Here is a 21,334-nt window from a genome sequence, read left to right as displayed (position 1 = left end):
TGGTACATCGCTTATGCGGCGGAAAGCAGTGCTGATGTCGTGGATGACGTACGGTCCCACCTCATGTAGACCGTAGGTTCGTTTCTTCCTGTCCGTGCTCCTCTCCTGCCTGATCTGTGCTCTTACGCTACCCATCATCTCATCGTCTTCCTCTGCAGTTGATGGCCAGGTTCTACCTCCAATGGTAACGCTGTCTTACGTACTCTCTATCCGTATGCAGCCCATCCTCACCGGGTTGTGTGCTGCCTCACCTTTTTTCAGAAGGAAGCTACGATGTTATTAGTGCAATTTTCTAAGGTCAGCAAGGATTATGCTGGCAACGCTGTCTTTGATCAATTGGATTTAGAGGTTCTCACCGGCGAACGTATCGGCCTGGTGGGTGAGAACGGCTGTGGCAAATCAACCCTGCTCCGCTTGATGGCTGATCTGGATACTCCTACTGAAGGGACCATTTCGCGCAAGCGCCGTTTGACGATAGGCCATCTTTCACAGGAGATTGATCCGCGACAGCATTCAAAGACGATCTTTGAGGTTGTTCAGGAAGTATCGGCGGAGTTTGCCGACCACCTGGCCTATCAGCATCGCCTGGAGCGCCAGATGGCCGATCCCGATGTCTGTGGTGATCCCGACGCACTGGAGAAGGTACTTGAGGCCTATGGCAAAGCCCAGGAGCGCTTTGAGGCTCTGGGTGGCTATATGGTGGAGCATAAGGCCAAAGCCGTGTTGACCGGCCTGGGTTTTAAAGATGCCGATTATGATCAGTTGGTTGGTACCCTCAGCGGTGGCGAGAAGAAGCTGGTCAACCTGGCTCGTATCCTGGTGCAAACCCCTGACCTGCTCCTATTGGACGAGCCTGATAACCATCTGGATATGCAGGCCAAAGAATGGCTAGAGGCGTATATCCAGGACTATCCGGGTGCGGTTGTGATTATCTCACACGATCGCCATTTGCTGGATCATACTGTCAACAAGATTTTCCAACTGGAAGATGGTGCTATCGATGTGTATATAGGAAATTACACGACATATGTGCAGGAGCGCAAGTTGCGTCTGCAACAGCGCTATGAGTACTATCTGACACAGCAGGATGAAATTAAACGCCTGGAAGCCAGCCTGGTGCAGTTGCGCGAGTGGGCGAAGATAAATGTTAAATTTGCGGGCCGTATGCACAATATGGAGAAACGTATTGCGCGTATTAAAGAGGATCTGGCCGAGAAGCCCGTGCTCGTTCGCCACAAAATGAAGGTTCAGCTAGACCCTGAGCGCAGCAGTAAGAAGGTGCTGGAAATTAAAAACCTGGAACTCACCATTGCTGGCCAGGTGCTGTGCAAGCCCTTTGATCTGACGATCATGCACGGCGAACGGATCGGCATCGTGGGTGAAAATGGCAGCGGCAAGTCGACGTTAATGAAAACGTTGCTTGGGCTGTTGCCGATGCAGCAGGGTGAGGTGCGCATTGGCCCCAGTATTATTCCAGGCTATTATTCACAGGAACAGGAGACGTTGCCATTCGCCAGTACACCCATCGAGTTTGTAACCAGGCTGAAAAATATGAGTGAAGGACAGGCCATTGCACTGCTGCACCGTCTGCTCTTCTCTTATCGAGATATGCACAATACGATTGCAAATCTCAGCGGCGGCGAGAAAAGCCGTTTGCAGATCGCTCGCCTGATGCTGACCGAGGCCAATTTTCTCTTGCTCGATGAGCCAACCAATAACCTGGATATACCATCCGTCGAGGTGCTGGAAACCGCCCTGCAGCAGTTTGATGGCACCCTGCTGATGATCTCGCATGATCGCTACTTTCTAGACAAGCTGGCGACCAAAATCATCGCCATCGAATCTGACCGTACCTTGCGCGTCTATCCTGGCAACTTCTCGTACTATAGCGAGAAACAACAGTGCGCATAAATACAGCATCAGAAGGACAGAGGAGTGCTTTTTTTATTCCTCTGTCTTCTGTTTCCCTCACTATACTACTAAATACCTATTAATTCTCCTTCCTCTATGACTAAATTGTTATAGCTAGCTAACTCCAAACGTCTTCTATCATTGATGAGTTTTCATATGCATAAATTTCTTTGGTCGTGTATTGCTTTTGTATCTTTATTGTCCTTTATATAAGCTTACAAGGAAGTAGTGTATTTATGTTCTTCAGACCTAGAAATAGAAGTGGCGATGCAGCATTTCGCATTGTAGTCTATCTCTTCTTCACCCATGTAGGCAGGATTATCATGGGTTCCGCTTTTTTAATTGGTGGACTGATATATGGGTTCAACTCGCATATGGTCTCGTACCAGAGTGCAGATGTCATCCGTTATCAGCTCTATTCTAACACGGATGCAGTAGAGTACTATATTCGGGATGTCAACACTGGCCTGATCTTTACGGCCAAACTAACTGACTTCTCTTCCTATTTTTCTGAGCAGGATATTGCACACGCCAGGCTCTCTTTAGTTTATGATGATAGTTCCCAGAACGTTAATATGCAATTATCTGACGGAGGTTCCCTCACTGGCACAGGTCATCAGATCCTTAAATTGGTAATCCTGGATCAGCAAGGCCATGCAGTCGATTCATTTGATACGTATCAATATCAGAGCCACCCACAATCGTATTTTGAGAATCACTGGAGCATTGCGAGTATTCTGGCAGGTATCGGCGCCTGTATTTTATTGGCAACACTCATCATCTATCTGATAGCCCGTCAGCACAATCCCGATGAACACCCTGAGCTCTCGACAGAGGAAATTGCAGAGGCTTATCGCAAACAGACAAGGGATGCCTGGCGCTTTGGATTGGATTCGCGTGGACCAATAGATTTTAAAAAGCTGACGCGTTAGGCCCGAAGAATAAACAGTCGGAACGTTTTGGCCTTAGAAACGTTCTTTAGACATTGAATATTAGATAGATTTGGGCTACACTATAAACTGTTTGCAGCAAACAGTTGTTCATCGGATGTGTGTCGTTTGTATGTCGAGAGGAACTATGATTACCGTTATTAAACTCGATCCCCTGGGGGCTGAAAAGATTCGCTATAGCGGCGATGTGCTTAAACAGTCATCTCGGGAGATCGTCGTTCAGGCTAGCTGGACGATGGCGGAACGCGATCTGGGATATACGCGTTTTGAGCCTGGAGATCGTTTTGTCGAGTATTATTATGCGGATCGCTGGTTCAATATCTTTGATATCACACATAAAGATGGGCGGCGCAAAGGCTGGTACTGCAATATTGCTGAACCGGCACGCATCCGGGAGACCTGTATTAAACAGGTGGATCTTTTTCTGGATGTGTGGGTAGATGTCAGTGGCATTCCATTGCTACTCGATGAAGATGAGTTTACCATGGCTGCAATGCTCACTACCAGCCAGCGTCAGGGTGCCCGCCAGGGCTTGCAGGCACTTCTACAGATGGTGGAAAATCGCCAGGAGGTATTCTCTAGCCTGGCTGAATATTCATAGCAAGTTGTTTGTTTTATCAGCAGCAAGGGCCAGACCAATGCCCTGAAAGGACATATCTTGATGGAAAGATGGGACGCCAGGCCGCTCCAATCTGTCAAACTCGCACAGGAAGATGCCAATTGGAACGTTGTAGAGCTTGAGTCTCGTAAAAATCTTCACAGTAAGATCCACGAGTTAATTGACCTGACCAATAATAGTACCCTTTCAACCAGTGATCTCCATTATCGCCTGCACCTATGCCGGGCTCAATATGGCAAACACTTTACCACACAGCTTGTCCGTTCACTCCAGCGCACTGATGCCGTTGAACGCGAGGCAGTCGTTTGGCTTTTAACACAACTACAGGACTCGTTCGCGATTCCACTATTACAGAAACTCTCTCAGCAACCACACTGTTCACGGGCGATTCGCCTCTCAGCTGCTTTGACACTGGCAGGTATGGGCGTCACCAAAGAGATGTTGAGAACACAATCTCCGCGCCTGTACGCTATTAGTTGAGAGCCAGTACATTAAACTACTTCCTCTATGTGTTGGATTGCGTGGATCTACGCAATCCCAACCAGCTTGTTCTTTTCCAGCTTAATCTTTTAGTCGATTGAAGCGAAAAAGCTAGACAATACGTACTAAAAACAACTGGAATTATATAAACAAGCCGACAAGGAGGTTAGTATATGCACTTCAATTTTACGATTGGAGATTTCATCGTCTGGCTGATTATCGCTTTAATCGGTGGCTTTATTGGTGAAATGATAGCTCGCCGTCGCGCCCCTGATGGTATCCTTGGCGCAACCATTATCGGTTTTATTGGTATGATCATTGTGGTGGGGCTGCTAGGCCTGCACTTCTCAAATGATCTCTATATCGGAGGGGCTCCTTTGCTAACATCGTTGTTGGTAGCCGCTATCTTTGTAGCTCTCTGGAGTGGGCTGGCTTATCGCCGCGTTTATCGTCCGAGCTACGAACGCTACTATCATCGCCGTAGCAGCTATGTGCGTCGCCCACGCCGTCGCCGCCGCTTTTTCTAGCTCTATGACATATCTCACTTTACATCTGATCGAAGCGTAAGCTTCATAGTTCCACTCAAAGAACGTATAATCTATACCCTAATCCTTGAAAAATGATGAAACGTTAGAATATTGTTTCTGGCGTTTCATCATTTTTGTAACGTATACTTATATAGGTATTGAAAACCACTTGCCTTCGTGCCAACATTATCGAGCGTAGTAACGGCAACGTAGCTTACATCAGATTATTTAGAACTTGCACGCAGTCCTTCGGTACGTTATGCTTAGACAAAATCAATAATTGAGGGAGAAGTAAGCACTTGGCTATTAGAATTGATATTCCCCAAAGAGGTGTGATTGAGCTGCAACACGCAGTCTTTGATGTGAATGGTACCCTCGCCGTAGATGGTACGCCGATTCAGGGAACAGGCGAAAAACTACAGAAGCTTTCAGAACACATTACCATCCACCTGGTCACTGCTAACACCTATGGCAATCTGGCAGCCATTCAAAGCATGCTAGGCTTTCCCATCCATGAGATACATCGTGGCGATGAAAAGATGCGCTACGTCCAGAATCTAGGGCCAGCTTCTGTGATTGCTTTTGGCAATGGAGTGAATGATGCCAGTATGCTACGCCTGGCGGCAATTGGAGTTGTCATCGTGACTCCTGAGGGAATAGCCACTAAAACACTGCAGGGGGCCGATATCGTTGCGGCCGGACCTCTGCAGGCGATGGATCTCCTCTTGAAACCTGATCGTCTGATCGCTACCCTACGTGGCTAAATAGAATCGCGATGATGAAAGCGAAATCAACTGGCTCTATGGACAAACACACTCAACATGACACTTCACCGCAGGGACCTTCAGTCTCAACGCAGCGCGGGGGATTGCTGTATGTTGTGGTGGCCGTTTTATTTTTCGCGACCAGTCCGGTCTTTATTCGTTGGTCGCAACCTTTTCACGCGGTTGAGATCGCTTTCTGGCGCCTGGCCATTGCGGCGCTGCTGGTGGCGGTACTGGGCTTTCTGGCGCGACAAAAAATGCGCATCCGTTTGCAGGAGTTTCCACGTTTTCTCCTCTACGGACTGGTAACAGCGCTGCATTTCTTTTCCTATATCGCCTCGCTAAACTATACAACAACCGCCCATAGCCTGGCCTTGACCTATACCTCGCCGATCTTTGTGACGCTCTTTTCGGCCCTTTTTCTGCGTGAGTCGCTGCCCTTGCGTAAGTTGCTAGGTATGTTAATCGCGGTGGTGGGTGTCGCCATTATGGCTGGCTTTGAGCCACATTATACCAGTTGCTCACTCAATGGACAGTGTATGGTCCTGGGCGATGGCCTGGCCCTACTGTCAGGACTCTGCTATGGCATCTATTCCATCGTGGGACGTAGTGAGCGTGAGCGCCATCCTCTGTTTCGCTATACGACACACGTCTATGGCCTGGCTGCCCTCTGGCTATTGCCAGTAACACTATTCTTCGCCTTTAAACACACCTACCCCCTGCCAGCCATTGCTGCGGTCTGTGCGCTTGGCATCTTCCCCCTGGGACTGGGACATACCCTCTACAACGCCGCCTTGCGTAGAGTTCACGCCACTTATGCCAACCTGATCGCGACTCAGGAAGTGACTATGGGCATTATATTGAGCGTCATCTTTCTCCATGATATACCGTCCCTGATGACTGTAATCGGGGTATTGGTGACGCTCGGGGGCATCATCAGCGTACTACTCTAGTCTCCAATATCAACTATCATGTCGATTTTTTATAGTGTATGGCCACCGAGATGGTATTCGAGATGGTATTGTAATAGTTGATAGGTAGTCTTCTTACAGTTCAGGAGAGTGGATGACCATGCGGCCGTTACAAAAAAACAATCGCTAGCTTTGCCAACAGGTTATCTGCCGCTACATTTTTATTTATTTATTTGGAATGCGTTCCAGAGGAGATATACTCATGAACAATCTGGGGCAATTTCTCAGAACATATTCACTCCAGCATAATGCACGCATCGCATATGAAATCAAACGAGGCTTCCGGACAGAAAAATTTAGCTTCGCTGATGTCCACTCCCTTGCTTTAAAAACCGCCACTCTCTTGAAATCATACGGGCTAAAAAAGGGTGATACAGTTGTCATCTGGGCGCCAAATATGCCCGAATATCCCATTCTGTATTTCGCCTGCTGGATACTTGGCATAATAGTCGTGCCAATTGACATCCGCACAACTGAAGAAACGCGCCAGTTGTTTATAGCTACCGCTGGCTGTAAATTTGGTTTTAAAAGCAAGATTATAGCGGGCAGTTTTCCACCTCCAGTAGCACATACCTGCTATCTTGAAGATTTGATTGAGCTGGTGCAGCCATTACCCGAACTTGAGGAGGCTCCCGAAGTAGCTCCTGATGATCTCGCAGAAATCGCCTTTACGTCCGGTACGACAGGCACCCCAAAGGGGGTGCAGTTGACCCACCGCAATTTTTTAGCCAATGTGTCCGCTCTGTGCCAGACGTTCCCATTTAAACAAAAGTATAGAACGCTGTCGCTCTTACCACTTTCTCATGCATTTGAACAGGTGGTTGATCTTTTGGCGGTCTTCCAATTTGGCAGTGCCGTGACCTACCTTGAACGCATAAACCCGGCCACCATTATTAGCACACTGCGAAAGCATAGGATTACTACCGCCTTCGTTGTTCCGCAATTTCTGCAACTACTTATGACCGGCATCGAACGTGAAATAGAGAAAAGCGGTGCGCAAAGAATATGGTCAATGCTTCAAAGCATCGCTTCATTGCTTCCCATACGCTTGCGAAGGTGTATTTTTTATCCATTCCGGCAACGGCTGGGGAAACATTTCCAATTTTTCGGCTGCGGATCTGCGCCATTAAACAGCAAGCTCGCCCAAAAGTGGGAAAATACTGGCATTGTGATCTATGAAGGATATGGAGCTACGGAGACCACCGCCGTTTTGACCATCAATACCCCGTTTGCGAAACGTCAAGGGTCAGTGGGAAAAGCGTTGCCAGGAACACATATACAGATCAATCCTACAACACATGAAATTATTGCCCGAGGTCCGAACGTATCTGCTGGCTATTTTCAAGATATGCCGAAGACGCAGCAGGCCTTTACTGAAGGATGGTATAGAACGGGCGATATCGGAAGTTTTGATGCAGAGGGATACCTGTATATAACTGGCCGCGAAGCATTGAGAATTGTTTTACCCGGAGGCGAGAAGGTTTATCCAGAAGATATTGAGAACCAGCTGAACGCCCATCCGCTTGTGCTCGAATCCTGTGTAGTTGGTGTACAAAGAGAGCAAGGGGAAAGAGTACACGCTGCCATAATCACCAGGTATCCGCAAGAACTGGATGAGATTGTGCGGCAAGTGAACCAAAAACTTTCTTCCCACGAGCAAATTTTGGAATGGAGTTTGTGGAGACACGATGATTTTCCACGGACTCCTATTCTAAAGATAGATCGCCGGAAAGTTGCCAACGCGATTGAGGGACGCAAAGAAACGTTGGCAGCGGTGCAGATATCAGAAGACGACAAGCTCCGCTCGCTGATCGCTCAAAGCAAAAAAATCCCAGTGTCGCGGATCAAAGAAACAGATGTTTTAACAACTGATCTGGCACTGGACTCGTTACAAAGGGTTGAACTGCTCTCTTTAATTGAACAGGATTTAGGGGTGACGGTTGCAGAAACAGAGATTACTGAGCACACTACGGTTTCGCAGCTAAGAGAACTCATTGAAAACGCGGAAGTTGTACCTGAGGGACCCCCGTTTCATGCTTTAAATTACACACCTTTGCTTGTACGTACGCGAGTTTTGCTACAAACCATGCTGATATTCCCGCTCCACTCCCTGTTTGTTCCACTGGAAATCAGCGGAAAAGAAAACCTGGTTAATTTAGAGCTGCCAGCGATCTTTTACTTCAACCACATGGGGATTATGGATGCAGTGTGTGTGTTGCGTGCTTTACCATTATCTATACGTCGCAAGCTGGTCATAGCTGCCACGCAGGATTTATGGCAAGAGTGGAGGCAATTTTTTGTGGAGTTTTGGGGTGGTGGCTTTCCTTTTGATACCAGGCATAATATCAAAGCTTCGTTTGAACTGATGGGAGAATTTCTGGATAACGGCTTTTCGATATTAATCGCTCCCGAAGGCGGCATTTCTAAGGATGGCACATTGCAGCCATTTAAGTCTGGCATCGGCTTTATTGCTACGCATATGCATGCTCCTGTTGTACCCATTAAAATTGATCCTTCTTACCGGGAAATATTTCCTCCAATGGACGCGGCGCTACTTGAAAATATTCCCAAGAAAAGAAAGCGCATATGGGTAAAAATAGGAGAGCCTATGATCTTCTCAAAACAGTCGTCGCTAGAACTAGCGATGCAGAAAATACGACAAGCGATGATAGAACTATAGATGAAAAGTGCTGTGAGCGTGTTTCATTAACACCACTATCCGATCCCGATGACACGCCAGCCAGGGGGCGCTGACGTCCCCATTCTCTTTTTATGGTTTGTTGCAGAACGTGCGCGGATGCGCACGTTCTGCAACAAACCATAAAACGTTTTGAGCGCCGTAGGCGCGAACCGTCAGGGGTCGAAGACACGAATAGCATGCTGTTCGTGTCTTCGACCCCTGGCTAACGAGCCATTCCATTTTTGCCGTATTCGGTTCCGAAAAGTTGGAGGAGTAATGGATCCACGATCCAGCCATCTAATTCAAATCCCGACGGGATACCATAGTGTTGATGACGCTGACCATAGGCCCAGGCTGCCTGGATCGCACAAAGGGCCGCATCAAGCTGATCGGCCATTGGGTCATCAATCAGTCGCTCGCGCATGTTCGCTGCCAGTTGCACCTGCACACCATATATCGTGCGCAAAGCGGGAGAGCAGATTGCCTCAACCAGCTCCAGCCGAGCCTGTCGGTGCTCTAACGTCTGGCGAGCCCGCTCATCGCTTTTGTAGCTACGTTTCCCTAACCAGCGCCGTGCGACCAGGGCGGGATAGCCTTCTACAACCAGCCGCTCATCTGCTCGTGGATAGCAGGGAAGCACACTTACGCCGGACTGTAGCAGACGCGGCGCGCCCTCAAAGAACATCTTCCCGACCGGGACCCGGTACATCATCATTGGACTGATAGCACCAGCTAGCTTGTCGGCTAGCCTCAAATGCAATTTTTCGCCAGCCGGCCTCTTCCTGCTATAAGAAATCATGGTCTGATTGAAGAGGGCCTTGCCCATCGAATGTACGGTAGCTACATAATCGGGCCAGGACCGGGGCCAGCCGAGATTATCGATTAACTGCCGGGGTTGCCCAAAGGGAAAATCACAGGCCAGCAACCAGGGTCCAGGCTGCTGCAAAAATTGTTCGAAAGTGTCGAATTGAGCAAATGAGAGGCATGTTTGTATGCTGAGGGTGGTCTCCTCCAGGCGGCATACAGCACAGGTAATGGGTTTGCGGGAAGAGGGGGCACTGGTAAAATCCAGACCAAAAATAGAAATAGCCGGCACAATATGTTGCAGGCCAGGATCAAGCAGCGCGATATCCTCTCCCCCTTTCTACTAAGTAATTGTCACCAGAACATAATAGACATAAATATTATAATTGCGCCATCACGTTTTTGCTAATAGCCCGCAGCGTTGCAAAGACGCCCCGACCATCGGACGCGATGGCTTCAAAACTGGGAACACGGCGGCGATTGAGATAGCGCTCCAATACGGGAACCGGTAGAGCATTGGGCATGTCACGCTTATTCCATTGCATGACTAGAGGAAATGTCGTCATGTCTTTGCCAATCCGACGCATATTCATCTCAAGCTCAGAAATGCTTTGGACATTTTCCTCAAATTTTTCGGCCTGCGAATCCGTGACAAACACGATACCGTCAGCACCATTTAAGACGGCCAGGCGTGTGCGTTCGTAAAGGATTTGCCCCGGCACTGTGTACAGGTGGAAACGCGTGCGAAAACCATGCACCGTTCCAAGGTCTAAAGGCAGAAAATCGAAGAACAGAGTACGCTCTGTCTCCGTAGCGATAGAGAGCATATCACCGCGGGCATTGGGGTTGATGCTCCTATGCACGTGCTGCAAATTCGTCGTCTTCCCACAGTATCCAATCCCGTAATACACAATCTTACAGTGGATCTCATGGGTAGCAATGTTGATGAGAGCCATAAAAGACAGGTTCCTCTAATCGCGGAAAAGCAGATCGATGGTATCTTCAACAGATGAGCGAAACTGAAGGTTGAGCACAGAAGATTTGGTGCGCGTGGTATCGGTACGCACACGTTCCAAAATGCGCCCAAGTTCATCAGAAGCTTTCTTCGAAAGAACTTTGACCAGGCCAATATGAGTTAGTTTATCGAAAATTATCACCAGGAGCCATTGCTCTTCGACCATGGTGGTGTAGATATTTTCCTGCACCCCCTGCTGAAAAATATTACGAAAGTCCTTTTCATCCAGGAGTTTCGCAACTTCGCGCGACGATGAAAAAACACCAGCTAGCAAAGCTCCAAGTGTTGTTGCATTGCGACGTGTACCTGTGCCTTGCACCGCAACAACCTGACCACTTTTATCCAGCAGCATGGCCGATGTAGCATTGGTATCATTCATCAATTTCAGCAACACAGTTGAAATTGTAGCAAGTTCGCGATCAGAAATGATAAGATTTGTTAATTGTTCCATGGACGCGCCGCCCTCCGTGTACACGTCTGGCATAAGGTATAATACACCATTTTATGCTGTGCTAAGCTATATCTAGGGCCTCAAGAATTTCATTGCGACTCGCTTTAACCAGATGGCGTACGCGACCAATATTCGAGGCATTATCTGATAGTGTGACCAACAAGGCAAAATCACCCAGGGGATCAACACTCACTAATCCATTTTCATATTCTAAGAGCAACCCGACGGTACTTCCCCGCCCTATCTCTTGTCCCAATGCCTCAGCGGCGCTAAAACCTGTCGTTGCAATCGCGCCTACCGCTTCTATGTCTTCTTTTCCTTCACGGGACATACCTTCGATCATCAGGCCATCGCGGCCAACCAGGATAGCCTGTCGGACACCTGGAACTGATAAAAAGCGGCTTAGCATTTGTTTTAAATCAACCATTCATCCCTCCGCACTGGTTGGTTGCCATCTTGTTCTTGATAGTGAGTCTGAGACCCTAGTTATTCTAGCTTATGTGCTATTGACGCGCAATCATATGGGACATCTTGGCTAATGTCGATCAATCACGATGACGATGAGAACGTTTCTTTCTCATTTATTGCTCGCGCATTCCTTTTCTACCAGGGTAACAGCTCATTTTACTTTAATCAATCACATAGATATGCTAAAATTATGCCATCTGAGAATGTTTGAAACCATGCGTTTCGCGCCTTCGGCACCTGACTGTTCGCGCCTGCGGCGCTCAAAAAAATTATTTATTGTGAAGTACGAAAAATACGCGTATACGCGTATTTTTCGTACTTCACAATAAATAAAAAGATATGGGGGCGTCCGAGCTTTACAGGTATAGGTTTTTGAGATTTGCGCCAGGAAAGCGAGGATGCAAGGGGCGGCCAGCCCCTTGACTGGGGGTTTGGCGAGCATGCCGGGGGCATGATCAAGCTGTGCCCCCAACTCCTCCTCTCTCCGTGCCACCCGCAGGGCGGCATCAGGGGACCTCAGGGGCGCAACCCCTGAAAAACCTATACCTGTAAGGGCGTCAGCGCCCCCAGGCTGGCGCCAGCGGCCGCGCCTGCCAGTGGCAGCAGATACTTTTTTGACAGGAGACTGTAAATGGATGAAGCACAGGCTTTATGGCTACCTTCGCCAAATTACTTTCCTCAACGAGCGGGCCATGTGCCTCGCTGGATAATCGTGCATGGGACCGCCGGTTTCTCCAGCGCCGAGGAGGTCGGCTATTATTTCCAGCGAGCGGACGTGAGCACACACTATACAATTGGGCGCGATGGCGTGATTGTCCAATCGGTACGTGAGCATGACGGCGCCTGGGGCAACGGCGGCATCACAGATGGCCACGATCCCTGGTGGTCGCGCGATATTAATCCCAATAATGTCACCATCTCGATCGAACACGTAAAGCCTCACCGCGACAACTCTGATGAGCTCACAGAGGTTCAGAAGGAGACCAGTTTTCGTCTCATCCAGCATATCTGTGAACGCCATCAGATCCCGAAGCGTAAAGCCGATGCTTCCGGAGGCATCACTGGCCACCGATCCATGGACCCCGTACTGCGCAGCTTTTGCCCAGGTCCATATCCCTGGGATGAACTCTTCGAGTTCCTGAGTTCTTCCAGGCAGGAGCGAGCTTGATGCAGCATACTTCTTGTGCCTGCGGCTCCTGACTCTACGCGCCTTCGGCGCTTACATTATTGTTATGTGTGGGTACAAACTGCGCGCAGTTTGTACCCACACATAACAATAATGTAAGCGCCTCCAATCTTGCGGCAAACCCAATCTCCCCAATAGGGATAAGAGTCTGGCGCATGATAAAAAAGAAGAGGCATCTCTGAGATGCCTCTTCTTTTTTATTATGCTTGATCGCTACTAGCGATTTTTGGTGCCGTAGTTGGGAGCTTCTTTGGTGATCATGACATCATGGGGATGGCTCTCACGCAGACCCGCATTGGTGATGCGTGTAAACTGCGCGTAATTCTGCATGTCACTGATGGTTGCAGCTCCCGCATAACCCATGGCCTGGCGCAAGCCACCAACCAGCTGATAAACCAGGGGTCCTAACATACCTTTATAAGGTACGCGTGCTTCAATGCCTTCGGCGATCAGTGCTGATTCGTCGACCTCACCCTGGAAGTAGCGGTGCTTACTATAGCTCCTCTGTTTCATAGCCCCGATCGAACCCATGCCACGGTAATCTTTGAAGCGCTCGCCATGGGAAATGATCAGTTCGCCTGGGCTCTCATCAACACCTGCCAGCAAACTACCCAACATGACGCTGTCAGAACCAGCGGCGATGGCTTTAGCGATATCACCAGAATACTGGACACCACCATCACCAATGATCGGGACGTTATAGCGGCGGGCAACGGCGGCACAGTCATAGATCGCGGTGATCTGGGCCATACCCACACCGGAGATAATACGTGTGGTACAGATGGAGCCCGCGCCAATACCCACCTTCACAGCATCAACACCTGCTTGAATAAGGGCCTCGGTAGCCTCGGCCGTAACTACATTGCCAGCAACCAGCTGGACCCTCTTGCCGAAACGATCGCTGATCTGAGCTACACGCTCAATAACCATACGCGAATGTCCATGCGAGGTATCCACTACCAACGCGTCCACGCCCTCTTCAACCAGCGCGGCACAGCGATCCAGTGAATCGGGACCCACGCCAACAGCGGCGGCCACACGCAAGCGGCCAAATTCGTCTTTGGCGGCGTTTGGATACAAGATTTTCTTTTGAATATCCTTCATGGTAATCAGGCCTTTGAGCATGCCATGCTCATCAACCACGGGCAATTTTTCTACTTTGCTATGGTGGAGGATTTCACGGGCCTGTTCCAGGGTGGTACCAACAGGAACGGTTACGAGGTTTTCGCTCGTCATCAGATCGGAGATAGGACGTTCTACGTTTGTTTCGAAACGCAGGTCGCGGTTCGTCAGGATGCCTACCAGTTTACCCTGTTCGGTAATGGGAATACCAGAGATATGGAAGCGCTCCATTACCTGGAGCGCCTCATTGAGAGCAGCGTCAGGTTCCAGAGTGATTGGATCAGTAATCATGCCAGACTCAGAGCGCTTGACCTTATCTACTTCTTGAGCCTGGAAATCAATGGACGCATTACTATGTATAACACCAATACCACCTTCACGCGCTAGAGCAATGGCCATACGGGCTTCTGTGACTGTATCCATAGCGGCACTAACAATCGGAATATTGAGGGATATCGTACGGGTGAATCGTGTCTGGGTGGAAACTTCGCGGGGAAGAACTGAAGATGCAGCGGGAATAATCAGCACATCATCAAATGTGAGGCCTTCTTTAGCAAACTTCTGGGCAAAGGAGTCCGGGTTTTGTGCCAGAGACATGGTTTAAGACATCCTCCTTATAAAAAACACCAGCACACATTCTTAACGTGTACTGGTCCCTTCACGGGCAAAACAGGCGGTTACCTGCACTGCTTATAAGACAAATCTACTTTATAATTTTTGATAGTGTAACATCTAGAATTGGGCGTCGTCAAATAGATAATCTATAACCATGCCTGGCTGGACATATGCACTATTCACCAGAAGATAATTACGACATGATATTACATATAGGGCATATAAAGAAAAAAGCTCTCCTTGCATAAAGTATCCAGGAGAGCTTTTTCTGTTTGTATTCCCGCATAGAAAAGTTTATAAGGTGCGGCGGCTGCGTGAACCCATAACCAGGTTGTAGATAAGAACTACAACGGCGATGACCAATAGAATGTGGATCAGCGCACTGGAAACGTGCAGAACGACAAATCCGAGCAGCCAGAGGATAAACAGAACAACGGCAACTGCCCAAAGTAAACCAACCATAATGTATCTCCTTTGATAGAAAAGTTAAAACAAACAATAATGTCTTTTCCATTTATGACTTATGGAAACATTCTTTATGTAACCACTTTATACACGATTCACAAGCAAAAATAGATGTACTATTGAAAGGCCAGGCTTGTCATGAAAGGCCAAGCTTGTCATCTGGCGAAAACTGCTGTACTTTATACAAAGGATTTCTTGATTTCTTGCTGACGCGATCCCAACCGCTGTGTTTCAGGTTGCGTACAAGAAATGGTTACATATTAAGGAGTAAGCTCTTATGTCTGCTAATACGCAGACAACGACACAAATGGTACACCCACAGTCATCAGATGGTGCGGCCATTGTCGTTGAGAATTTCAGCAAAAGTTACGGCGCGCATCGCGTCGTCGATCATTTACAATTTCAGGTCCAGCCTGGCGAGGTGTTTGCGCTGCTGGGACCTAATGGCGCGGGTAAAACAACGACGGTCGAAACCCTGGAGGGCTATCGTGCTCCCGATGAGGGTACGATTCGTGTGCTTGGGCTCGATCCTATTCGGCAGGCTCAGGCGTTGAAACCGCGCATCGGGGTAATGCTGCAGCAGGATGGCCTCTATCCAGCGCTGACGGCCCGCGAAGTGCTCAGTCTGTTCGCTGGCTACTATGAGCAACCTCAGGCCGTGGATGCCTTGCTGGAGCGCGTGGGGCTGACCTCCGCGGCCAAAACACGCTGCCGCCGACTTTCGGGTGGACAGAAACGCCGCCTGGCGCTCGCGGTGGCCCTGGTGGGCAATCCTGAGTTGGTCTTTTTGGATGAGCCTACCGCTGGCATGGATCCTCAGGCGCGCCAGACGACCTGGGAGATTGTGCGCGAGCTGAAACGCAGTGGCGTGACCATTCTGCTGACTACCCATCTGATGGATGAGGCAGAGCGGCTGGCCGATCGCGTCGCAATTATCGATCATGGTCAGTTGATCGCCCTGGATACACCAGGCAATCTTACCGGCGGCCAGCATGCCAACATTGTGCGCTTTGTCGCTCCAGAAGGGCTTGATTGTAATCAACTGGTGGCGTTACCCGCTGCGAAAAGTGTTGAAGAGGTGCGCGCTGGTAGTTATATCATTGAGTCGGATGATATTCCAGCGCTGCTGGTGGAATTGACCACCTGGCTACGGGAACAGAAAATCACTCTCTCTGAGCTACGTGTAGGCCACGGCTCACTGGAGGATCTCTTCTTACGCTTAACAGGATCAGAGGTGCGAGATTAACATGGCCACACATTCACCATTAGCTACAGATACCACACAAGTTCCACGCAACAATACGCCGGCCTCGACGGGCCGTCAGATTCTAAAGCAGACGCAGTTTGAATTATTGCTTACCAGCAGACGCGGCGAAAATGTGCTGGTCACATTGATTATTCCTGTGATGCTGCTCATTTTCTTTGCCTCTTTACGCATTATTCCTGTCAGACAGGGAGAGAATGCAGCTACATTTCTCCTACCAGGCATCCTGGCGATCGCCATTATGGCGGCCGGCATGGTCAACCTGGGCATAGCCACCGCCTATGAACGTTACTACGGTGTGCTCAAACGCCTGGGCAGTTCGCCGCTATCTCGCAGTGGACTGATCATTGCCAAGATCATCTCGATTCTGGTCCTTGAAGTGGTGCAGGTCTTACTTTTGATTGGCGTAGCGGCGGCTCTTTATGGCTGGCGCCCGGTCGGATCTTTGCCTTTCGCACTGCTCTCTATCGCCCTGGGCACAGTCACCTTTGCGGCTCTGGGACTGGCGATGGCGGGAGCTTTGCGCGCAGAAATGACCCTGGCCGGTGCGAACGCGCTGTTCTTGATCTTTATCTTGCTGGGCGGAGGTATTCTGCCGCTGGACCATCTACCAGCACCGATCGCGGCGATTTCCCAGTTGCTGCCAGCCTCGGCGCTAACGCAGGCATTACAGCAAACGATGTCCAGCCATGGTACCTTCCCGTTGTATCCAATCTTGCTGCTGGCATTCTGGGCTATCGTGATCCTCCTGGCAGCAATTCGTACCTTTAAGTGGGAGTAATTAATTTGCGCGCCCGCTCACCTGGGGAATTTCGGCTTCCTCTTCGTCCTCATAGTAGTCTTCGTCGTGCAGCTGGTGCTGCATCAACTGAAATACTGCGACCAGGAACATCACCAGTATGATAATATGCAGGACCGTACACCAGGCGCAAATATTATGCAGATAGACTAGCTCGACATACACCAGGTAAAGAGCGGTCAGCACACCGGTGCTAAACCAGATCGTTTCAATGATTTTGAGCAGGCGCTCCGCTGGCCATATCTTCCAGGCGGCAAAGGCTAATGCGCCGCTAACCAGGAACCAGATCAGGCCAGGAACAGAAATGGGGATGGATGTACCGGGCACGACTGAGTATGAGCTAGAAAGTACCCGTTCGCAATTGATGATACCACTGGTAGAACAAACGACTGGCACTTGTTCATAGTGGGCCATCGTTAAATAAATGGAAATGGCAACGCCGACAACCGATAAAATGATATAGGTGAACCGGGCACCATGGCTACGAAAATACGTCATGCAAACCTCACTGGCTTCCACGTTGAACTATCATGAAATGTCATTATACAATATGCTCTTTCAGCATAGCATAAAACTGAGCACAGCTGTTTGTCAATGAATTCTCTACCGCTGCGATACATTTGTATGTATGAGTAACTCACAGCGGTAGAGAGCATTGGCGCGACTGGCTGCCTCACGCATTCACGACAGGTGAGGTCACCTGATCGGAAAAGTGGCAGGCAGCATAGTGTTCATGGCCTTCCTTGGCTTCGAACGCTGGTTCAACTTCGCGACATATCTTCTGTGCCATTGGACACCGCGTATGAAAACGGCAGCCCGACGGTATATGCATTGGACTGGGCAGGTCGCCGGTCAGGATGATGCGCTGCCGCTTCTTCTCAATGTGTGGATCAGGAATCGGTACCGCTGATAGCAGGGCACGCGTATAGGGATGTTTGGGAGCAACATAGAGTTCATCACGGTCAGCCAGTTCGACGATCCTGCCCAGATACATGACAGCCACACGGTCCGCTACGTGCCGGACAACGCTCAGGTCATGCGAGACAAAGAGATAGGTCAGATTAAAGCGGCGCTGCAAGCTCTGTAGCAGATTCAATACCTGTGCCCGCACCGAGACATCGAGCGCGGAGACCGGCTCATCAGCAATAATTAATTCGGGATTGAGCGCCAGAGCGCGCGCTACCGCTATTCGCTGACGTTGGCCGCCACTGAATTCATGGGGATAGCGATCAATATATTCAGGACGTAAACCAACCAGGCGCAACAGTTCTTCTGTCCTGGTCCGAATATCCTGCCTGGTCCCCATCTGGTAAATATGCATGGGCTCTGCAATCAACGAGCCAATAGTAAAACGAGGATTGAGGGAAGCAAAAGGGTCCTGAAAGATCATCTGGACCTGTTTGCGCATCTTCCATAGGGCATCGTTCTCCATCTGCACCAGGTCCTGACCATCGAAAAGTACCTGTCCGGCAGTCGGCTTATATAAACGGATAATCGAACGGCCAATCGTTGTTTTGCCGGAACCACTTTCTCCCACCAGGCCCAGCGTTCGACCACGCTCAATGCTAAAGCTTACATCATCGACCGCCCGTACGTTCCCGACGGTGCGTTGAAAAATAATGCCTCGGGTCACTGGAAAATACATTTTTAAGTTTCGCACATCTAGCAAGAGCTGATTGCCCACTACTGTTTCAGCCATCGTCACGCCCTCCTTTCGGCCTATGGATGACTATGAACCCTGCGAGACTTTCTCGCCAGCAGATTGAAATGCCGTCTGTAAAGCCTGGCGTCGCGCCTGTTGTCGCTGCCGGGCCATACTCTGCTGTTTGGGGTCGGTCACATCAGCCCAGCAAGCTTTGCGATGAGCCGGCTGGTCGGTTAACGCCTCTAGCGGGGGCATTTCCTGACAGGCTGCGCGTGCAAAGGAGCAGCGAGGCATAAAAGGACAACCAGTGGGTGGCCGCAGAAGATCGGGCGGTGATCCTTCAATCGTATTCAATTCCTGCTGACGTGCTTCGTCCAGGCGCGGCACTGAGGAGAGGAGGCCCAGTGTATAGGGATGGCGAGGATTGGCAAAGAGCTCGTCGGTCGGTCCCTCTTCTACAACTTTTCCTGCATACATTACAACTACGCGGTCGGCAATACCTGCCACTACCCCTAGATCATGGGTAATCAGAATTAATGAGGTACCCAGGTCTTTGCAGACCCCGTTGATCAGCTCAAGGATCTGCGCCTGCACGGTTACGTCTAGCGCGGTCGTTGGCTCATCGGCGATCAGCAGGCGGGGATTGCAGGCCAGGGCGATGGCAATCATGACGCGCTGGCGCATGCCGCCACTGAATTGATGCGGAAAGGCATCTACGCGTTGTCGAGGATCGGGAATACCAACCTGTTCCAGCAGCGAAATCGCCCGCTGACGTGCCTCGCTGCTCCCCAACCTCAGATGAATCCGCAGCCCTTCCGCAATCTGCTTGCCAATCGTCATGGTGGGATTTAAACAGGCCATGGGATCCTGAAAAATCATGCCAATCTGTCCGCCGCGTATGGCACGCATGGCTTTCTCGGGTATATCCAACAGATTCTGGCCTGCAAAATAGATCTCCCCGCCCATGTATTCACCCGGCGGCTGAGACACCAGGCGCATAATCGAGAGAGCTGTCACACTTTTTCCACAACCGCTCTCACCTACCAGCGCCACCTTCTCACCAGGCTGGACCGCAAAACTGACGCCATCCACAGCATGCACGTAGCCAGCCCTGGTCTTGAAGTAGGTCTTTAGATCCTGTACATCTAAGAGATACTCCTTCAAATCATACGTCTCCTTTGGTTATCAACGGATTGTCTTTTCGACTTAGGTCGAGCTATCGAGAGAAAAAAACATCCCCTATCATATGAGACGCCAGACTAGCAGAAAAAGAGAAAAGAATAACACAGGTTCAGGATAAACAGGCCAGAATGCCGCGCTTCACCACCAGATCGACAAAGAGGGTTTTATAGCCAACTTCATTGAACAGGACCACCATCTTGTCACCTTCGTAGCGCAAGACCAGGCCATCGCCCCAGCTTTTATGCATTACTTTGGTGTTGATCGGGAAGGGTTGTTGTAGGATGTCGACGACGGTAATGCCAGCATCGCAATTATCACAATTATGGCAGGGAGGATTATCCATGTTCTCACCAAAGTAGTTTAAGAGATATTCGCGCCGGCAGTCACCCACTTCGGCATAACAACGCATCATCTCGATACGTGAACGATCAAATTCGCGGCGCGAGAGGTGGGCCTCCATCGCGTCCTGCGTCACCTCGTCGATATTCTCGATGATGCCATTGGACATCACTTCGCCAGTGGGCAATGTAGTGATCGCTCCGCCCTCTTCCAGTCGCGTCAATGCTTCAGCTAGCTTTGAACGTGAGAGGTGGGTTTCTTCTGATAGATCTTGCAGGGTTACCGGCTCGGTCTGTTCCTGGATCACGCGGGCCACCAGCTCAACCTGGTCGATATCAATCCGACCAGCGCCGGCAAAAAAGCGGTGAATGCGCAGATCTTCGGTCCGATAGAACAAAATCGCCCTGGCTGGAAGCCCATCGCGCCCTGCCCGGCCGACTTCCTGATAGTACGAATCCAGCGAGTCACTGATGTCATAGTGATAGACAAAACGTACGTTAGGCTTATCAATACCCATCCCAAAGGCCACCGTGGCGACGATTACCTCAATCCCATCGTCCATAAACTGCTTCTGTGCCAGATCACGCTCGGCTACACGCATGCCTGCATGGTAAGAAGCGGCTTTGACGCCCAACGCACATAACGCTCTGGCAATCTCTTCTGCATGCTTGCGCGTCGCGGTATAGACAATGCCAGGTCGCTCGGTTTCCAGTACGCGCTCCAGCAGGGCTTTCTTCTTATCCGCCTCTTCGCGAAATTTTTCAACTCCCAACCAGATATTGGGTCGGTCAAATCCCTGGACCACGATCTGCGGATTATTCATCTGCAGGCGTTCAATAATCTCTTCACGTACCAGGGGAGCAGCGGTAGCGGTCAAGGCAACTACAGTAGGATGGCCGAGGACCTGAATCACAGCACTCAAGCGCAAATACTCGGGCCGGAAGTCGTGCCCCCATTCACTGATGCAGTGAGCTTCGTCAATAACGAAGAGCGCTGGCTGGGCCGCCTTGATTTGCTCAAGCATATGCTCGTTATTGAATTGCTCCGGGGCCAGAAAAAGAAAGTTGAGCTCTCGCT

The 21,334-nt window shown here is 49.9% G+C and carries 21 protein-coding genes; 11 read left to right on the top strand and 10 right to left on the bottom strand.

Going from position 1 to position 21,334, the window contains the following annotated elements; all coding sequences use genetic code 11:
• The first annotated feature begins 273 nt into the window (after nt 1–273).
• From JMI88_RS34615 to JMI88_RS34580, 8 genes are all read left to right on the top strand, one after another.
• Nucleotides 274–1,911 carry an ABC-F family ATP-binding cassette domain-containing protein gene (locus JMI88_RS34615; protein WP_201366603.1) on the top strand — a complete coding sequence of 546 codons (1,638 nt, stop codon included), beginning with the start codon at nt 274–276 and terminating at the stop codon, nt 1,909–1,911.
• 236 nt (nt 1,912–2,147) lie between these two features.
• On the top strand, nt 2,148–2,843 hold the full coding sequence (locus tag JMI88_RS34610) for a hypothetical protein (protein ID WP_201366602.1): 696 nt from the start codon (nt 2,148–2,150) through the stop codon (nt 2,841–2,843).
• Between the two features lie 145 nt (nt 2,844–2,988).
• Complete coding sequence (locus tag JMI88_RS34605) at nt 2,989–3,462, top strand: ribonuclease FAU-1 family protein (RefSeq protein WP_201366601.1); 474 nt, start codon at nt 2,989–2,991, stop codon at nt 3,460–3,462.
• Between the two features lie 60 nt (nt 3,463–3,522).
• The gene (locus JMI88_RS34600) at nt 3,523–3,960 is read left to right on the top strand and encodes a HEAT repeat domain-containing protein (protein WP_201366600.1); all 438 of its coding nucleotides are present in this window, start codon (nt 3,523–3,525) and stop codon (nt 3,958–3,960) included.
• 173 nt (nt 3,961–4,133) lie between these two features.
• Nucleotides 4,134–4,487, top strand: coding sequence for a GlsB/YeaQ/YmgE family stress response membrane protein (locus JMI88_RS34595; protein WP_201366599.1), 354 nt, complete (start codon nt 4,134–4,136; stop codon nt 4,485–4,487).
• 299 nt (nt 4,488–4,786) lie between these two features.
• A complete protein-coding gene (locus tag JMI88_RS34590) occupies nt 4,787–5,251 on the top strand; it encodes an HAD family hydrolase (protein ID WP_201366598.1) in 465 nt (154 codons plus the stop codon).
• An 11-nt stretch (nt 5,252–5,262) separates the two neighbouring features.
• The gene (locus JMI88_RS34585; RefSeq protein ID WP_201366597.1) at nt 5,263–6,204 is read left to right on the top strand and encodes a DMT family transporter; all 942 of its coding nucleotides are present in this window, start codon (nt 5,263–5,265) and stop codon (nt 6,202–6,204) included.
• Between the two features lie 220 nt (nt 6,205–6,424).
• On the top strand, nt 6,425–8,902 hold the full coding sequence (locus JMI88_RS34580) for an AMP-binding protein (protein ID WP_201366596.1): 2,478 nt from the start codon (nt 6,425–6,427) through the stop codon (nt 8,900–8,902).
• Nucleotides 8,903–9,125: 223 nt separating this feature from the next.
• Here the strand turns inward: JMI88_RS34580 and JMI88_RS34575 are convergent, their stop codons facing one another.
• The 4 genes from JMI88_RS34575 to JMI88_RS34560 form a co-directional block, all read right to left on the bottom strand.
• A complete protein-coding gene (locus tag JMI88_RS34575) occupies nt 9,126–9,998 on the bottom strand; it encodes a DUF429 domain-containing protein (protein ID WP_201366595.1) in 873 nt (290 codons plus the stop codon).
• Between the two features lie 88 nt (nt 9,999–10,086).
• Nucleotides 10,087–10,662, bottom strand: coding sequence for a GTP-binding protein (locus JMI88_RS34570; protein WP_201366594.1), 576 nt, complete (start codon nt 10,660–10,662; stop codon nt 10,087–10,089).
• A gap of 15 nt (nt 10,663–10,677) precedes the next feature.
• On the bottom strand, nt 10,678–11,172 hold the full coding sequence (locus tag JMI88_RS34565; protein WP_201366593.1) for a roadblock/LC7 domain-containing protein: 495 nt from the start codon (nt 11,170–11,172) through the stop codon (nt 10,678–10,680).
• Between the two features lie 61 nt (nt 11,173–11,233).
• Nucleotides 11,234–11,599 carry a roadblock/LC7 domain-containing protein gene (locus JMI88_RS34560; RefSeq protein ID WP_201366592.1) on the bottom strand — a complete coding sequence of 122 codons (366 nt, stop codon included), beginning with the start codon at nt 11,597–11,599 and terminating at the stop codon, nt 11,234–11,236.
• A 672-nt stretch (nt 11,600–12,271) separates the two neighbouring features.
• On the opposite strand from JMI88_RS34560, the gene JMI88_RS34555 reads away from it, so the two are divergent.
• Entirely contained in the window at nt 12,272–12,808 is a 537-nt protein-coding gene (locus JMI88_RS34555) for an N-acetylmuramoyl-L-alanine amidase (RefSeq protein ID WP_201366591.1), read from the top strand.
• 234 nt (nt 12,809–13,042) lie between these two features.
• Here JMI88_RS34555 and guaB read toward each other — a convergent pair whose 3' ends face one another.
• A complete protein-coding gene (gene guaB, locus JMI88_RS34550) occupies nt 13,043–14,545 on the bottom strand; it encodes an IMP dehydrogenase (RefSeq protein WP_201366590.1) in 1,503 nt (500 codons plus the stop codon).
• Between the two features lie 312 nt (nt 14,546–14,857).
• Nucleotides 14,858–15,025, bottom strand: coding sequence for a lmo0937 family membrane protein (locus JMI88_RS34545; RefSeq protein ID WP_201366589.1), 168 nt, complete (start codon nt 15,023–15,025; stop codon nt 14,858–14,860).
• Between the two features lie 280 nt (nt 15,026–15,305).
• Here JMI88_RS34545 and JMI88_RS34540 point away from each other — a divergent pair, with 280 nt between their 5' ends.
• A complete protein-coding gene (locus JMI88_RS34540; protein WP_201366588.1) occupies nt 15,306–16,274 on the top strand; it encodes an ABC transporter ATP-binding protein in 969 nt (322 codons plus the stop codon).
• 1 nt (nt 16,275) lies between these two features.
• Nucleotides 16,276–17,073, top strand: coding sequence for an ABC transporter permease (locus JMI88_RS34535; protein ID WP_201366587.1), 798 nt, complete (start codon nt 16,276–16,278; stop codon nt 17,071–17,073).
• Here JMI88_RS34535 and JMI88_RS34530 read toward each other — a convergent pair whose 3' ends face one another.
• From JMI88_RS34530 to JMI88_RS34515, 4 genes are all read right to left on the bottom strand, one after another.
• Entirely contained in the window at nt 17,074–17,589 is a 516-nt protein-coding gene (locus JMI88_RS34530) for a vitamin K epoxide reductase family protein (protein WP_201366586.1), read from the bottom strand.
• Between the two features lie 175 nt (nt 17,590–17,764).
• Nucleotides 17,765–18,790: an ABC transporter ATP-binding protein gene (locus JMI88_RS34525; RefSeq protein ID WP_201366585.1), complete on the bottom strand. Its 1,026-nt coding sequence runs from the start codon at nt 18,788–18,790 to the stop codon at nt 17,765–17,767.
• 30 nt (nt 18,791–18,820) lie between these two features.
• A complete protein-coding gene (locus JMI88_RS34520) occupies nt 18,821–19,900 on the bottom strand; it encodes an ABC transporter ATP-binding protein (RefSeq protein ID WP_201366584.1) in 1,080 nt (359 codons plus the stop codon).
• A gap of 127 nt (nt 19,901–20,027) precedes the next feature.
• Nucleotides 20,028–21,334, bottom strand: a 1,307-nt coding sequence (locus JMI88_RS34515; protein WP_201366583.1) for a RecQ family ATP-dependent DNA helicase, incomplete at its 5' end; no start/stop codon positions are given.

The organism is Dictyobacter formicarum (assembly GCF_016587435.1).
This window is presented reverse-complemented; position numbering and strand designations above follow the sequence as displayed.

Coding starts and splice junctions, on each gene's coding strand:
- JMI88_RS34615 (WP_201366603.1), top strand. CDS start 274: ATGTTATTAGTGCAATTTTCTAAGGTCAGCAAGGATTATGCTGGCAAC.
- JMI88_RS34610 (WP_201366602.1), top strand. CDS start 2,148: ATGTTCTTCAGACCTAGAAATAGAAGTGGCGATGCAGCATTTCGCATT.
- JMI88_RS34605 (WP_201366601.1), top strand. CDS start 2,989: ATGATTACCGTTATTAAACTCGATCCCCTGGGGGCTGAAAAGATTCGC.
- JMI88_RS34600 (WP_201366600.1), top strand. CDS start 3,523: ATGGAAAGATGGGACGCCAGGCCGCTCCAATCTGTCAAACTCGCACAG.
- JMI88_RS34595 (WP_201366599.1), top strand. CDS start 4,134: ATGCACTTCAATTTTACGATTGGAGATTTCATCGTCTGGCTGATTATC.
- JMI88_RS34585 (WP_201366597.1), top strand. CDS start 5,263: ATGATGAAAGCGAAATCAACTGGCTCTATGGACAAACACACTCAACAT.
- JMI88_RS34580 (WP_201366596.1), top strand. CDS start 6,425: ATGAACAATCTGGGGCAATTTCTCAGAACATATTCACTCCAGCATAAT.
- JMI88_RS34570 (WP_201366594.1), bottom strand. CDS start 10,662: ATGGCTCTCATCAACATTGCTACCCATGAGATCCACTGTAAGATTGTG.
- JMI88_RS34565 (WP_201366593.1), bottom strand. CDS start 11,172: ATGGAACAATTAACAAATCTTATCATTTCTGATCGCGAACTTGCTACA.
- JMI88_RS34560 (WP_201366592.1), bottom strand. CDS start 11,599: ATGGTTGATTTAAAACAAATGCTAAGCCGCTTTTTATCAGTTCCAGGT.
- JMI88_RS34555 (WP_201366591.1), top strand. CDS start 12,272: ATGGATGAAGCACAGGCTTTATGGCTACCTTCGCCAAATTACTTTCCT.
- guaB (WP_201366590.1), bottom strand. CDS start 14,545: ATGTCTCTGGCACAAAACCCGGACTCCTTTGCCCAGAAGTTTGCTAAA.
- JMI88_RS34545 (WP_201366589.1), bottom strand. CDS start 15,025: ATGGTTGGTTTACTTTGGGCAGTTGCCGTTGTTCTGTTTATCCTCTGG.
- JMI88_RS34540 (WP_201366588.1), top strand. CDS start 15,306: ATGTCTGCTAATACGCAGACAACGACACAAATGGTACACCCACAGTCA.
- JMI88_RS34535 (WP_201366587.1), top strand. CDS start 16,276: ATGGCCACACATTCACCATTAGCTACAGATACCACACAAGTTCCACGC.
- JMI88_RS34530 (WP_201366586.1), bottom strand. CDS start 17,589: ATGACGTATTTTCGTAGCCATGGTGCCCGGTTCACCTATATCATTTTA.
- JMI88_RS34525 (WP_201366585.1), bottom strand. CDS start 18,790: ATGGCTGAAACAGTAGTGGGCAATCAGCTCTTGCTAGATGTGCGAAAC.